The organism is Ruegeria arenilitoris (assembly GCF_013032445.1).
GTDB classification, from domain to species: Bacteria; Pseudomonadota; Alphaproteobacteria; order Rhodobacterales; family Rhodobacteraceae; genus Ruegeria; species Ruegeria arenilitoris_F.
Genome location: NZ_WQCA01000001.1, coordinates 66,726 through 78,371, shown reverse-complemented (window position 1 = coordinate 78,371; position 11,646 = coordinate 66,726). Strand labels below are relative to the sequence as shown.

Here is an 11,646-nt window from a genome sequence, read left to right as displayed (position 1 = left end):
ATAGCTGCGATGAAGCATGAATCGGTGCAGAACTACTATGGCGAGGTCCTGCAGGGCAGCGCTGATTTGCAAACCAACGCGTGCTGCACGCCCGATGACATGCCGGATCATGTCAAAAAGATCCTTTCGAAAATTCATGACGACGTGCTGACTCGTTACTATGGCTGCGGCCTGATCGCGCCGCTGGATCTTGAGGGGATGAGCATCCTTGATCTGGGATGTGGCGCGGGCCGCGATGTTTACGCCCTGTCCGCGATGGTGGGCGAAAAGGGTCGCGTCGTCGGCGTCGATATGACGCCCGAGCAGTTGGACGTCGCCCGCGCGCATCAGGATTACCACGCGCAGGCGTTTGGTCACGCGGCCAGCAACGTGGAATTCCACCACGGCTATATCGAAAAACTGGATGAACTGGATCTTGAACCCGGTTCCTTCGACATCATCGTCTCAAATTGCGTGATCAATCTTGCCACCGACAAAGAGGCCGTTCTGCGCGGCGCGCACCGCTTGTTGAAAGAGGGTGGCGAGATGTATTTCTCGGACGTCTACGCCGACCGCCGTATTCCGCAGGAAATGGCCGAGGATGAGGTTCTGTACGGCGAATGCTTGTCCGGTGCGCTGTATTGGAACGACTTTCTGTCGATCTCGCGCAAGGCGGGTTTCGGCGATCCGCGCCGTGTGACACACCGCCCGCTGACCATCGAAAACCCGGTGCTGGAAGAACGTGTGGAGCCGCTGAAGTTCCTCTCGGCAACGTATCGTCTGTTCAAGCTGCCCGAACTGGAACCAGCCTGTGAGGATTACGGTCAGGCGGTAATTTACAAAGGCACCATCCCCAACGCGCCGCATCTGTTCGAACTGGATGACCACCATGCGATCGAAACCGGCAAGGTTTTCCCGGTCTGCGGCAACACCTGGATGATGCTGAAAGACACCCGGTTTGCCCGGCATTTCGACTTCATCGGCGATTTCTCGACCCATTATGGAATCTTTGAAGGTTGCGGCGGCGAAAGCCCGTTCGAAGCGAACGGCGAAACCCCCTCGGGCGGGTGCTGCTGATCCCTTGCGCCTGACGGGCGGGGTTGCTATCCCCGCCTAAAGCCCGATGAAATTGATCGGGAAAAGGCAATGGGGTCCATCGGTGACAGTTGACGCAACTCCTCCTCGTCTGGAAATCCGCAATATGATCGCCCGGTACGAGGGGCGCATCGTTGTGGACGACGTCTCTCTGACTGTTGAGGCGGGGAAGGTGACCTGTCTGCTGGGTCCGTCGGGCTGCGGTAAGTCGACTACTCTGCGCATGATTGCCGGGGTCGAGATGCAGGAGTCTGGGGAGATCTATGTCGACGGCAAGCTGATTTGCGACACAGTGTTTCGTGTGCCGCCCGAGCGGCGCGAGATCGGGTTGATGTTTCAGGATTTTGCCCTGTTCCCGCATTTGAATGTCGCCGACAACGTGGCCTTTGGTTTGACTGGTCGCAAAGAGGAAAAACGCACCCGCGTCGAAGAACTGCTGCGCAAGGTCGATCTGATCCATTTCATCGACAAGTTCCCGCATCATCTGTCGGGGGGTGAACAGCAACGTGTGGCTCTGGCGCGAGCGCTGGCGCCGCGCCCGCGCATCATGCTTATGGACGAGCCGTTCTCGGGTCTCGACAACCGCCTGCGCGACGGTATTCGCGATGAAACGCTGGCGATCCTCAAAGAAGAAGATGCGGCTGTCGTGCTGGTGACGCATGAGCCGGAAGAGGCAATGCGCATGGCCGATGAGATCGCCCTGATGCGGCGCGGCAAGATCGTGCAGCAGGGTGCACCGTACAACGTCTATACTCGCCCGGTTGACAAGGCTGCGGTGGCATTCTTCAGTGATGTTAACGTGTTGCGAGGCAGAGTTGAAGGTGCGTTGACGAAAACTCCGTTCGGCCAGTTTCTGGCCCCGGGCGTCCCGGATGGAACGGATGTTGAGATTGTATTTCGGCCTCAGCACGTCCGGCTAGACTTTGACCGCAATGGCAAAGGGCCACTGCCCACGGCAACCGACGGGGTCGCCGCCCGCGGCGTGGTCGAGAGGGCACGGTTTCTGGGCAATGAAAGCCTGGTGGAGTTTCGGATGGACCATGACGGCTCGGTCCTGAAGGCCACCGTGCCAAATGTCTTTGTGCCCAATCCGGGGCGGGTCATGTGGCTGACTGTGCGCCGGGATCGGTGCTTTGTTTTCCCGGTTTAGGGTCTGAAACCACAGTTTAGGCCAAAGTGGTGCGCGAAAGCCGCAGATTGCGGGTTCGCGTTGCTTGCCGCCGCGCGGGGGCGGGTCTATCAAGGTCAAAACGCTGCGGTGGATGGGGCATATGCGTATTCTTTTAACCAATGATGACGGCATAAACGCGCCGGGCCTGATCGCCTTGGAAGCGATTGCAGCTGATCTGGCCGGCCCGGATGGTGAAGTGTGGGTTGTCGCCCCCGCATTCGAACAATCAGGCGTCGGCCACTGTATCAGCTACACCCACCCGATGATGGTCGCCAAGCTGGGCGAGCGCCGCTTTGCCGCCGAAGGCTCTCCGGCCGATTGCGTGCTGGCCGGGCTGCATGACGTGATGAAAGACGCGCGGCCTGATCTGGTGTTGTCGGGGGTGAACCGGGGCAACAACTCGGCCGAGAATACGCTTTATTCCGGCACGGTTGGAGGTGCGATGGAGGCGGCGTTGCAGGGCATCCCGGCGATTGCGCTGTCGCAATATTTCGGCCCGCGCAATCTGGGGCTGGACGACCCGTTCGAGGCCGCAACCCGTTTCGGCGCTGTTCTGGTGCGGAAAATCCTGGACGCGACTCCGGCAGCGCAGGGTGACTACCGCCTGTTTTACAACGTGAATTTCCCGCCCGTGCCTGCCGACGAAGTGCTGGGCACGCGTGTGGCCCCACAGGGCTATCGCCGCGACACCCATTTCTCGGTCGAGCCGCACAGCTCGCCTTCGGGGCGGCGGTTCCTGTGGATCAAGGGCGGATATCAGCACAATCCGACCGCGCCGGGTACGGATGCGGCGGTCAATCTGGCGGGCTATATCTCGGTCACGCCGATGCGGGCCGATCTGACGGCGCACGATGCGCTTGAGGCACTGAAGACAATCGAATGACCGGACTGGACCCCGAAACAAAAATGCAGTTCCTGTTCGCCCTGCGGTCGCGGGGCGTCACGGATGCGCGTGTACTGGCCGCGATGGAGCAGGTTGATCGCGGGCAGTTCGTTAAAGGATTGTTTGCCGAGCGGGCATACGAGGACACGCCACTGCCGATTGCCTGCGGGCAGACGATCAGCCAGCCCTCGGTCGTGGGGCTTATGACGCAGGCGCTTGAGGTCAGCCCGCGGGATACGGTGCTCGAGGTCGGTACCGGCTCGGGTTATCAGGCGGCGATCCTGTCCAAGCTGGCGCGTCGGGTCTACACAGTCGAACGCCACAAGCGGCTGGTGCGTGAAACCGGGCAGTTGTTTCGCGAGTTGGGGCTGACTAATGTCACCGCGATGCTGTCGGATGGATCCTTCGGTTTGTCCGAGCAGGCCCCGTTTGATCGAATCATTGTGACGGCTGCGGCAGAAGACCCACCAGGGCCGCTCTTGGCGCAGCTTAAAATCGGCGGTATCATGGTATTGCCGGTGGGACAGTCGGACGCGGTTCAGACCCTGATCCGGGTCCGGCGTACCGAAACCGGTCTGGACTATGACGAATTGTTGCCCGTTCGTTTCGTGCCCTTGCTAGAGGGTCTTGGCAGGGACGGGGCGTAAAACAGTATTCTACAATATGCACCGGAACCCCGGAGAACAGGGGCAGGTGTTGAGGACAGTAAAATGAGAGCAGTTTCCAAATCAGCGATGATCCGCTGCGCGACCGGGGTGGCAGCCGTAGTGATTCTGGCCGGGTGCGAAGGCCCGTTCGATTATGACCTGCGTGGGGAGGTCGGGGGATTCTCGACCGCCGATGCCGCGCGGGGCGTGACCGCTAATCGCCCAACACCTGACGCGCGCGGAGTGATCACCTATCCAAACTATCAGGTCGCTGTTGCACGCCGGGGCGATACCGTCAACGACGTGGCAGCCCGTGTCGGATTGCCAGTGGCTGAGTTAGCCCGTTTCAACGGATTGCAACCCACCGACCAGCTACGCGACGGCGAAATCATCGCCCTACCGCGCACGGTTGCCGCAGCCAGCACGGTGGATATCGCCACCATTGCCGGAACCGCAATTGATGAGGCTCCGGCGGGCGGCTCGGTCCGGACATCGACGTTGGAACCTGCGCAACCTGCGGCGTCCGCGCCGACACCTTCTGCCGCATCGGGCCCCGAGCCGATCCGTCACAAAGTTAAACGGGGCGAAACGGCCTTTACCATCTCGCGGCTGTATGATGTCCCGGTTAATTCGCTGGCCGAATGGAACGGGCTGGATTCGGACTTTACCGTCCGCGAGGACCAGTTCCTGCTAATTCCGATCAAGAACCAGCCTGCGCCACAGCAAGCGGCTGTACCTGCCACCAATGTGACGCAGCCGGGGCAGGGGTCGCCCACACCGACACCTCCGAGCGCCACGCAACCTTTGCCTGACGAAGTGATCGCTCCGGCCACGCCAGCACCCGATGTGACGGCTGAGCCGCCGACCAGCCAGAGCAACTCGGCTCTTGGTTTGCCGGTGGCGGGGACGATCATCCGGACGTATGACAAAGGCAAGAACGAAGGCATCGACATCGCTGCCGGACCGGGCGCGCCGGTCAAAGCTGCTGAGGCTGGAACCGTTGCAGCGATCACCGCGGATGCCGATCAGGTGCCAATCATCGTGATCAAGCACAATAGTGACCTTCTCACTGTCTACGCGAATGTCGACAAGGCCACGGTCAAGAAGGGCGACCGGGTGCGCCGCGGGCAACAGATCGCGTCGTTGCGTGGTGGGGAAAACTCCTATGTCCATTTTGAAGTGCGCAAGGGGTTTGAGTCGGTTGATCCCGAGCCTTACTTGAAGTGACGGAAATGGCCCGTTCTGGGCCACGCCCCCGGCGGAAGTATTTGGGAAAAGATGAAGTCGGTCAGGCGTGAGGATCGAAGTCGCTCAAACGCTTGCCGGGTTCGTCGGCGAAAATCTCCGGCAGCGGCTCGACGGCTTCGATCAGGTCGATGCGGAAGACGCGAAAGCCTTCTCGTAACTCGCACCAGGCCGTCAGAGTCCAGACGCGCCCCCAGTATTCCATGTGCAGGGGGCGGATGGCGCGCTTGGTCAGAACACCATCAATCCGACGGTAGGAAAGATGTAGTTTCTGACGGGACTTGATAGCGGTCCGGATTGGGGCCATGTGCGCCAATCCGCGTGCGGCATCAGCGAAAGGATAGACGGCGAATTTCCACGTATCCGCTTCGGCCACCACCTGAGTAGGCAAGACTGCATCTATCTTATCGGCGAGCGACTCGGCTGCTGCTTTCAGATCAGGGTCGGCAGCTTCGGCCACGATGGCCATGCCGAGATTCAGCGCCTCAAGCTCTGCAGGTGTCAGGTTCAGCGGGGGCAGGGTGATCTGCTCGCGGACCAAATAGCCGACGCCGCGTTCTCCCTCGACCGGAACCCCTGAGGCAACCAGCGTATCCATGTCGCGATAGATCGTTCGGACCGACACTTCGAGCCGGTTCGCGATGTCCTGCGCGCGATGCAGTTTGCCGTCGCGCAGGATCTGGATGATATCGAACAGGCGATCCGTGCGGCGCATGTCACGCCATCCGGGCCGCGCTTAGGCGGTCATATTCCATAGCACATTCTCATGGCGCATCTGGATGCTTTCAGGGTCGATGGCGGCCATCAAACCCGCACAGAAGTCTTGCTGCGGGAACTGTGCGGCAGCGTCCTTAGCGGCTTTCATATCGGTCCAGACAACATAGTCGGTCCAGCGGCCATCTTCGCCCTGGCTCAGCTGCCGATGGGTAAAGCCCGGCGCCGAGCGGACGAACGCCTCGGAAGCCTGGCTAAGTTTTACAAACTCTTCCGCCGAGGTGCCATTGGCGAGGGTGAAGGTGACGATTTCTGCAACATGGGTCATTTGAATCTCCGTTGACCAGGTTTCGATGCCCTCTACCTAGCCACCTACAACTGACATAAACCTGTCAGTTGAGGAAGGCCAACCCGTAAAAAACGTTCGATCCGTTCACAATTCGGCGCGGAATTGACTTGCCTCACTTTTGCCCACGGGTTTGGAAGCGTAGACCTGTGCCAGACAACATTCCCGGCGCGTGGCGCCGACGTACTAAGGAGAAGAGACATGCTCAACAATATCGGCCTTCCCGGTCTTCTGCTGATCGCCGTTGTGGTGCTGGTGCTGTTTGGCCGCGGCAAAATCAGCTCGTTGATGGGCGAAGTGGGTAAGGGCATCACCTCGTTCAAGCGCGGCGTAAAAGAAGGCGCGGATGAGCTGGAGCAGGACGCTGCCGAAGTGGCCAAGGACGTCACCCCCGAGACTGACAAAGATAAGGTCTAAGTTCAGATGTTTGATCTGGGCTGGACCGAGCTTCTGGTCATCGGCGTTGTTGCCCTGATCGTTGTGGGGCCAAAGGACCTGCCGGTGCTGTTCCGCAATGTCGGTCGCTTTGTCGGCAAGGCCCGTGGCATGGCGCGCGAGTTTTCCAGCGCCATGAACGAAGCAGCCGATCAGGCAGGCGTGAATGAGATCAAGAAAGGTCTCAACGCGGCCACCAACCCTGTGGGCAGCGCCATGGACGGTGTGAAAGAGGCCGCGCAGGATCTGGCGAAAAGCATCGACCCGACCAAGTTCGACCCCGACAGCGAGACCGGCAAACTGGCCGCTGAACGGGCCGAGCAGGCCAAAAAGATTCAGGCTTCGACCGCACGCGCTGCTGCCGAGCGCAAGGCCAAGGAAGCTGCTGACGCTCTGGCCAAGGCCGAAGAGGCGGAAGCCGCGCTGAAAACCGAAAGCAAGACATGACCAAAACCGACGAGATCGAGGACAGCTCGGCCCCATTGATCGAGCACCTGGCGGAGTTGCGCACGCGGTTGATTCACTGCGTCGTGGCGTTTCTGGTTGGGATGATCATCTGCTTCACGGTGGCCACGCCCCTCTTTAACTTCCTGACGAACCCCTTGTGCAGTGTTCTGGCTGAACGGGGACAGGATTGCGGGTTGATCTTCATCTCGCCGCAAGAGGGCTTCTTTGTCGCCATCAAAGTCTCGCTGCTGGGCGGCTTCATTCTGGCCTTTCCCTATATCGGGATGCAGATGTGGCGGTTCGTGGCACCGGGATTGTACAAATCAGAAAAGAACGCGTTCCTGCCGTTCATGCTGGCCTCGCCTTTCATGTTTCTGCTGGGCGCAAGCTTTGCTTTCTACGTGGTCACGCCGCTGGCCTATGACTTCTTCCTTGGCTTCCAGCAATTCGGGGCCGAAGGTGAGGCCGTAACCGAAGGCGCAACCTCTGCACCGCTGAGCGTCGTGTTTCAGGGCTCGGCGCAGGAATATCTGAACCTGACGATCAAATTCATCGTGGCCTTCGGCCTGTGCTTCCAGCTGCCGGTTCTGCTGACCCTGATGGGCAAGGCCGGACTGGTCACCGCCGAAGGGCTGGGCTCGGTGCGAAAATACGCCGTGGTCGCTATTCTGGTGCTGGCTGCGCTGGTCACCCCGCCGGACGTGATCACGCAGATCATCCTCTTTGTGGTGGTCTATGGGCTTTACGAGGTGTCGATCTTCCTCGTCGCTCGGGTCGAGAAAAAGCGCGAGGAACAACTACGCGCAGACGGCTACTATGACGACGAAGAAGAGGCTGACGAAGAGATCGTAATGGAAGAAGACGGCAAGTAAGCTGGCCGGACTCTAAAGGATCAGGCGTGCCCGACACGGCGCGCCTTTTTCATTTGCGGCTCTTGTTGCGGGGGGCGGAACATGGTTTGAACCCTGCAAAACACGACCGGAGGCCCCAATGGACGACCAAGCCCTGAACCGCATCGCTGACGCGCTGGAGCGTATCGCGCCAGCCCCTCTGGCCGCACCGGAATTTGCCGCAGCCCCGGCCTTTGTCTGGCATGTAGAGCCGGATCGGCTGGAACCGGTGACGCAGGTAAACCGCGTCGATCTGGAGCTGCTGGTCGGCATCAATCGCTCCCGCGATACGTTGCTGGACAACACACGGCGCTTTGCGGCCGGTTTTAAAGCCAATAACGCCTTGCTCTGGGGCGCGCGGGGGATGGGCAAATCCAGCCTCGTCAAAGCGGTTCATGGCACGTTGCAGGCGGATTTCCCGGACCTGAAACTGGTGGAACTTCAGCGCGAAGACATGGGCTCGGTCGCGCGCCTACTGAACCATCTGCGCGCCGCGCCGCACCGCTTCATCCTGTTCTGCGATGACCTGTCCTTCAGCCATGACGACCAGCATTATAAATCGCTCAAGGCGGTGCTGGACGGTGGCATCGAAGGCCGCCCTGAAAACGTCGTTTTCTATGCCACCTCGAACCGACGCCACCTGATGCCGCGGGACATGATCGAGAACGAACGCTCTAGCGCCATAAACCCGTCCGAAGCGGTTGAGGAAAAGGTCTCACTGTCCGACCGGTTTGGTTTGTGGCTGGGTTTCCACCCCTGTGATCAGGATGAATACCTGGCGATGATCGACCGCTATTGCGCGGCCTATGGAGTCTCAGTTGCCCCCGAGCCTCTGCGCGCCGAAGCCATCGAATGGCAGGCTACACGGGGCGCACGTTCGGGCCGCGTGGCATGGCAGTTTTTCGTCGATCTTGCCGGGCGCAACGGCGTGCATATCGCGTAACCCGCCCGCTTTATCTTTTCCCAAATACTGCCGGAGGCATGGCCCAAAAGGCCATTCCTTACAGAAGCGCCAGAATCCGCGCAGCCTCATCCGCAGTGCTGGTCAACACATCCCGATCTTCACCGGGATGGAACCGGGCGCGCACAGCCGTTGGCATCGGCTTGGGCTCGACAATTGTCACTCGTGGACCAGTGCGTTCGGTTTCCAGCGCCCAGCTGCGCGCCAGCGCCATTTGTGCGGCCTTGGTTGCACCGTAGATACCATAGAATTTCTCGCCCGCTTTGGGGTCATCGAAGAACACCGCATGACCCGCCTCACCCAAAAGGGGGGCGATGTAGGGGATCAGAACCGACGTGGCCGTGGCGTTAGTGTTGACGGCCTTAGTCCATTCCTTCGGGTCGATGAAATGCGTGGGCGTCAAGGCCGAGGTGTGGACCGCCGTGTGCAGCCACAGATCAACTTTGCCCCAACGGTCATGAATACCCCGGCACAGGGTCGCCATGGCATTCGGATCGGCGATGTCCATGGGGGCAAGCGTGGCCGCACCGCCTTTTGCCTGAATACGGTCATCCAACTCTTCCAACCCGCCGGTGGTGCGGGCGACAGCGACAATGTGGTATTCAGGTGCCAGTGCTTCGGCCAGGGCAGCGCCCAGCCCGCGAGAGGCCCCGGTGACGAGGGCAATTTTATTCTGATCGGTCATAACAGCGGTTTGAACCCCTGCACGCAGGGCGTCAAGCCAGTTTAGCTGCCGGGAATGGTGATCCGTTTGGTCTGGCCGCTTTGTCGCAGCATCACGCCTTCGGCATCAATAGCAATAACGGTGCCAGTCGATACCCTGCTTCCAGGCTTGATTTCTTTCACGCGTCCCGAAGACATGCGAACCAGCGCGCGCATGTCCGATTTTGGGCCAAATACGCCCAGAACGGACACAGAGCTTTTGTTCAGTGCGCCCCTTTGGGTGGCCGCACTTTTGACGGTTGAGTTTGACATTAGTTCTGGCCCCAATCGCAGCGACTGGATCCCTATTGTGAGTGGATGGTTGCGGGTGGCCTAGCAAACCGGAACCACGACTAAAACCCCAGTCGAAGGACGAGAAAACGGCCGGTTTCACATCTCCACCGAAGCCATTGCGATTGCAATTTCTTCATCGAAGGGTTGTGCGCGAAATCCCACTCATCGGTCGTAAAACCCGAAAGAAAATGGCCCGCTTCACTCAAGCGAAGCGGGCCATCAATGAAATTGATTCGGGTTGTGAACCTATCCGGATGCCAATTTCGCACCGTTCCATGAGCCGCCGGGTACCTGCATGTCTTCGCGCTTTTTGCTGACGCGGCTGCTGTTTTCCAGGCTGTCCAGATAATCGTCGCTGACACTGCCGGTGATGTAGTTGCCATCAAAGCAGGAACAATCGAAGGCCTTAATCTCGGGGTTGCCTTCCTGTGCAGCCCAGATCAGGTCGTCGAGCTCCTGATAGAACAAGGCGTCAGCACCCAGTTCCTGCCGGATTTCCTCGATATCTTTGCCATTGGCGATCAGCTCATGCTTTGTGGGCATGTCGATGCCGTAGACATTCGGGAACTTAACAGGCGGTGAGGCGCTGGCGATATAGACTTTCTTGGCACCGGCCTCGCGGCACATCTGCACGATCTTCTTGATCGTGTTGCCACGCACGATCGAGTCGTCGATCAGCAGCACGTTGTGATCCTTGAACTCCAGTGGTACCGCGTTCAGCTTTCGGCGCACGGACTTCTGACGCTCTTCCTGACCGGGCATGATGAAGGTTCGACCGACATAGCGATTCTTGACCAGCCCCTCGCGGTAAGGAATGCCAATCGCCTTCGCAACCTCAAGCGCGACTGGGCGGGCGCTGTCGGGCACGGGAATAATACGGTCGATATCAAGGCCAGCGGCCTCAATCTGGCAGGCCAAGGTCTGCCCCATACGCATCTGGGTTTTGTAGACAGAAACACCATCCAGCAACGAATCCGGGCGGGCGAGGTAGACATATTCAAAGATGCACGGCGTCAGCTGCCCTTCAACCGCCTGGAACGTGTGCATGTTACCGTCCAGATCGATCAGGATCGCCTCACCGGGTTTGACGTCGCGCAGCTTGTCAAAGCCGTTGATGCCAAAGGCCACGTCTTCCGAGGCAAAAGCATAGTCATCACCTTCGCCATCGACATCGCGCTTGGCGACGGACAGCGGGCGAATGCCATAGGGGTCGCGGAAGGCCAGCATTCCGACACCGGCGACCAGACAGATCACCGAATAGGCACCCTGAACCCGTTCCATTGTCATCTTCACACCGGCAAAGAGATTGCGGATCGGCTCGGCATTCCCATTGACCTTAATCGCATCGGCCACTTTGTCGGCGAGTACGTTCAGCAGGATTTCCGAATCCGACGTGGTGCGCAGATGGCGGCTGTACTTCGCGGTCACCTTCACGCGCTGTTCAGCGGTGTTGGTGATGTTGCCGTTGTGGACCAGATAGATGCCATAAGGCGCGTTTACGAAGAATGGCTGTGCTTCGGACGCACTGAGTGACCCTGCGGTGGGGTAGCGAACATGTCCCATTCCGACTTTGCCCAACAAGGTTTCGGCGTCTTGGGCGTTGAACACATCCTTGACCAGACCGTTGGCTTTCTTCTCACGGAAGAATTCATCGTTATAGGTGACGATGCCCGAGGCATCCTGACCCCGGTGCTGCAGCATCAGCAGCCCGTCATAGATTTCCGCAAAGACATCATGCGTCCTGCTTGCGATCCCCAAAATCCCACACATGTACGGGCTCCAACTTCTACGACGTTTTGACTAGCGATGATGATCTGAACATCTGCATGGGTGTACC

14 protein-coding genes are annotated in these 11,646 nt (G+C 59.4%); 9 read left to right on the top strand and 5 right to left on the bottom strand.

The window, feature by feature from the left end:
• Nucleotides 1-9: 9 nt before the first annotated feature.
• The 5 genes from GOW98_RS00365 (at nucleotide 10) to GOW98_RS00345 (ending at nucleotide 5,002) form a co-directional block, all read left to right on the top strand.
• Nucleotides 10-1,056: a methyltransferase domain-containing protein gene (locus GOW98_RS00365; protein WP_170328934.1), complete on the top strand. Its 1,047-nt coding sequence runs from the start codon at nucleotides 10-12 to the stop codon at nucleotides 1,054-1,056.
• 46 nt (nucleotides 1,057-1,102) lie between these two features.
• Nucleotides 1,103-2,224 (top strand): ABC transporter ATP-binding protein, encoded by a 1,122-nt coding sequence (locus tag GOW98_RS00360; protein WP_170328932.1) that lies wholly within the window; start codon nucleotides 1,103-1,105, stop codon nucleotides 2,222-2,224.
• A gap of 121 nt (nucleotides 2,225-2,345) precedes the next feature.
• Complete coding sequence (surE, locus tag GOW98_RS00355; RefSeq protein ID WP_170328930.1) at nucleotides 2,346-3,128, top strand: 5'/3'-nucleotidase SurE; 783 nt, start codon at nucleotides 2,346-2,348, stop codon at nucleotides 3,126-3,128.
• Complete coding sequence (locus GOW98_RS00350) at nucleotides 3,125-3,775, top strand: protein-L-isoaspartate(D-aspartate) O-methyltransferase (RefSeq protein WP_170328928.1); 651 nt, start codon at nucleotides 3,125-3,127, stop codon at nucleotides 3,773-3,775. The genes surE and GOW98_RS00350 overlap by 4 nt, the downstream gene beginning before the upstream one ends.
• 63 nt (nucleotides 3,776-3,838) lie before the next feature.
• On the top strand, nucleotides 3,839-5,002 hold the full coding sequence (locus tag GOW98_RS00345; RefSeq protein ID WP_170328926.1) for a peptidoglycan DD-metalloendopeptidase family protein: 1,164 nt from the start codon (nucleotides 3,839-3,841) through the stop codon (nucleotides 5,000-5,002).
• A gap of 61 nt (nucleotides 5,003-5,063) precedes the next feature.
• Here GOW98_RS00345 and GOW98_RS00340 read toward each other — a convergent pair whose 3' ends face one another.
• Together GOW98_RS00340 and GOW98_RS00335 are read right to left on the bottom strand one after the other, a co-directional pair.
• Nucleotides 5,064-5,735, bottom strand: a complete 672-nt coding sequence (locus GOW98_RS00340; protein WP_170328923.1) for a helix-turn-helix transcriptional regulator — start codon at nucleotides 5,733-5,735, stop codon at nucleotides 5,064-5,066.
• Nucleotides 5,736-5,756: 21 nt separating this feature from the next.
• Nucleotides 5,757-6,062, bottom strand: coding sequence for a hypothetical protein (locus GOW98_RS00335; protein WP_170328921.1), 306 nt, complete (start codon nucleotides 6,060-6,062; stop codon nucleotides 5,757-5,759).
• Nucleotides 6,063-6,281: 219 nt separating this feature from the next.
• Between GOW98_RS00335 and GOW98_RS00330 the strand changes: the two genes are divergently transcribed.
• The 4 genes from GOW98_RS00330 to GOW98_RS00315 all read left to right on the top strand — a co-directional run bounded on the left by GOW98_RS00330 (nucleotide 6,282) and on the right by GOW98_RS00315 (nucleotide 8,795).
• Complete coding sequence (locus GOW98_RS00330; RefSeq protein ID WP_170328918.1) at nucleotides 6,282-6,497, top strand: twin-arginine translocase TatA/TatE family subunit; 216 nt, start codon at nucleotides 6,282-6,284, stop codon at nucleotides 6,495-6,497.
• 6 nt (nucleotides 6,498-6,503) lie between these two features.
• The gene (gene tatB / locus GOW98_RS00325; RefSeq protein WP_170328916.1) at nucleotides 6,504-6,962 is read left to right on the top strand and encodes a Sec-independent protein translocase protein TatB; all 459 of its coding nucleotides are present in this window, start codon (nucleotides 6,504-6,506) and stop codon (nucleotides 6,960-6,962) included.
• Nucleotides 6,959-7,834, top strand: a complete 876-nt coding sequence (tatC, locus tag GOW98_RS00320) for a twin-arginine translocase subunit TatC (protein WP_170328913.1) — start codon at nucleotides 6,959-6,961, stop codon at nucleotides 7,832-7,834. Before tatB ends, tatC begins: the two co-directional genes overlap by 4 nt.
• A gap of 118 nt (nucleotides 7,835-7,952) precedes the next feature.
• Nucleotides 7,953-8,795 carry an ATP-binding protein gene (locus tag GOW98_RS00315; protein ID WP_170328911.1) on the top strand — a complete coding sequence of 281 codons (843 nt, stop codon included), beginning with the start codon at nucleotides 7,953-7,955 and terminating at the stop codon, nucleotides 8,793-8,795.
• Between the two features lie 58 nt (nucleotides 8,796-8,853).
• On the opposite strand, the gene GOW98_RS00310 is transcribed toward GOW98_RS00315, so the two are convergent.
• The 3 genes from GOW98_RS00310 to purF form a co-directional block, all read right to left on the bottom strand.
• On the bottom strand, nucleotides 8,854-9,498 hold the full coding sequence (locus tag GOW98_RS00310; protein WP_170328908.1) for an SDR family NAD(P)-dependent oxidoreductase: 645 nt from the start codon (nucleotides 9,496-9,498) through the stop codon (nucleotides 8,854-8,856).
• 41 nt (nucleotides 9,499-9,539) lie between these two features.
• Nucleotides 9,540-9,788, bottom strand: coding sequence for a hypothetical protein (locus GOW98_RS00305; protein ID WP_170328905.1), 249 nt, complete (start codon nucleotides 9,786-9,788; stop codon nucleotides 9,540-9,542).
• Between the two features lie 267 nt (nucleotides 9,789-10,055).
• Nucleotides 10,056-11,579: an amidophosphoribosyltransferase gene (gene purF / locus GOW98_RS00300; RefSeq protein ID WP_170328902.1), complete on the bottom strand. Its 1,524-nt coding sequence runs from the start codon at nucleotides 11,577-11,579 to the stop codon at nucleotides 10,056-10,058.
• Nucleotides 11,580-11,646: the final 67 nt, after the last annotated feature.

Bases quoted from the DNA above. Each gene is read 5' to 3' on its own strand.
- GOW98_RS00365 (WP_170328934.1), top strand. From the start codon at position 10: ATGAAGCATGAATCGGTGCAGAACTACTATGGCGAGGTCCTGCAGGGC.
- GOW98_RS00360 (WP_170328932.1), top strand. From the start codon at position 1,103: ATGAAATTGATCGGGAAAAGGCAATGGGGTCCATCGGTGACAGTTGAC.
- surE (WP_170328930.1), top strand. From the start codon at position 2,346: ATGCGTATTCTTTTAACCAATGATGACGGCATAAACGCGCCGGGCCTG.
- GOW98_RS00350 (WP_170328928.1), top strand. From the start codon at position 3,125: ATGACCGGACTGGACCCCGAAACAAAAATGCAGTTCCTGTTCGCCCTG.
- GOW98_RS00345 (WP_170328926.1), top strand. From the start codon at position 3,839: ATGAGAGCAGTTTCCAAATCAGCGATGATCCGCTGCGCGACCGGGGTG.
- GOW98_RS00340 (WP_170328923.1), bottom strand. From the start codon at position 5,735: ATGCGCCGCACGGATCGCCTGTTCGATATCATCCAGATCCTGCGCGAC.
- GOW98_RS00335 (WP_170328921.1), bottom strand. From the start codon at position 6,062: ATGACCCATGTTGCAGAAATCGTCACCTTCACCCTCGCCAATGGCACC.
- GOW98_RS00330 (WP_170328918.1), top strand. From the start codon at position 6,282: ATGCTCAACAATATCGGCCTTCCCGGTCTTCTGCTGATCGCCGTTGTG.
- tatB (WP_170328916.1), top strand. From the start codon at position 6,504: ATGTTTGATCTGGGCTGGACCGAGCTTCTGGTCATCGGCGTTGTTGCC.
- tatC (WP_170328913.1), top strand. From the start codon at position 6,959: ATGACCAAAACCGACGAGATCGAGGACAGCTCGGCCCCATTGATCGAG.
- GOW98_RS00315 (WP_170328911.1), top strand. From the start codon at position 7,953: ATGGACGACCAAGCCCTGAACCGCATCGCTGACGCGCTGGAGCGTATC.
- GOW98_RS00310 (WP_170328908.1), bottom strand. From the start codon at position 9,498: ATGACCGATCAGAATAAAATTGCCCTCGTCACCGGGGCCTCTCGCGGG.
- GOW98_RS00305 (WP_170328905.1), bottom strand. From the start codon at position 9,788: ATGTCAAACTCAACCGTCAAAAGTGCGGCCACCCAAAGGGGCGCACTG.
- purF (WP_170328902.1), bottom strand. From the start codon at position 11,579: ATGTGTGGGATTTTGGGGATCGCAAGCAGGACGCATGATGTCTTTGCG.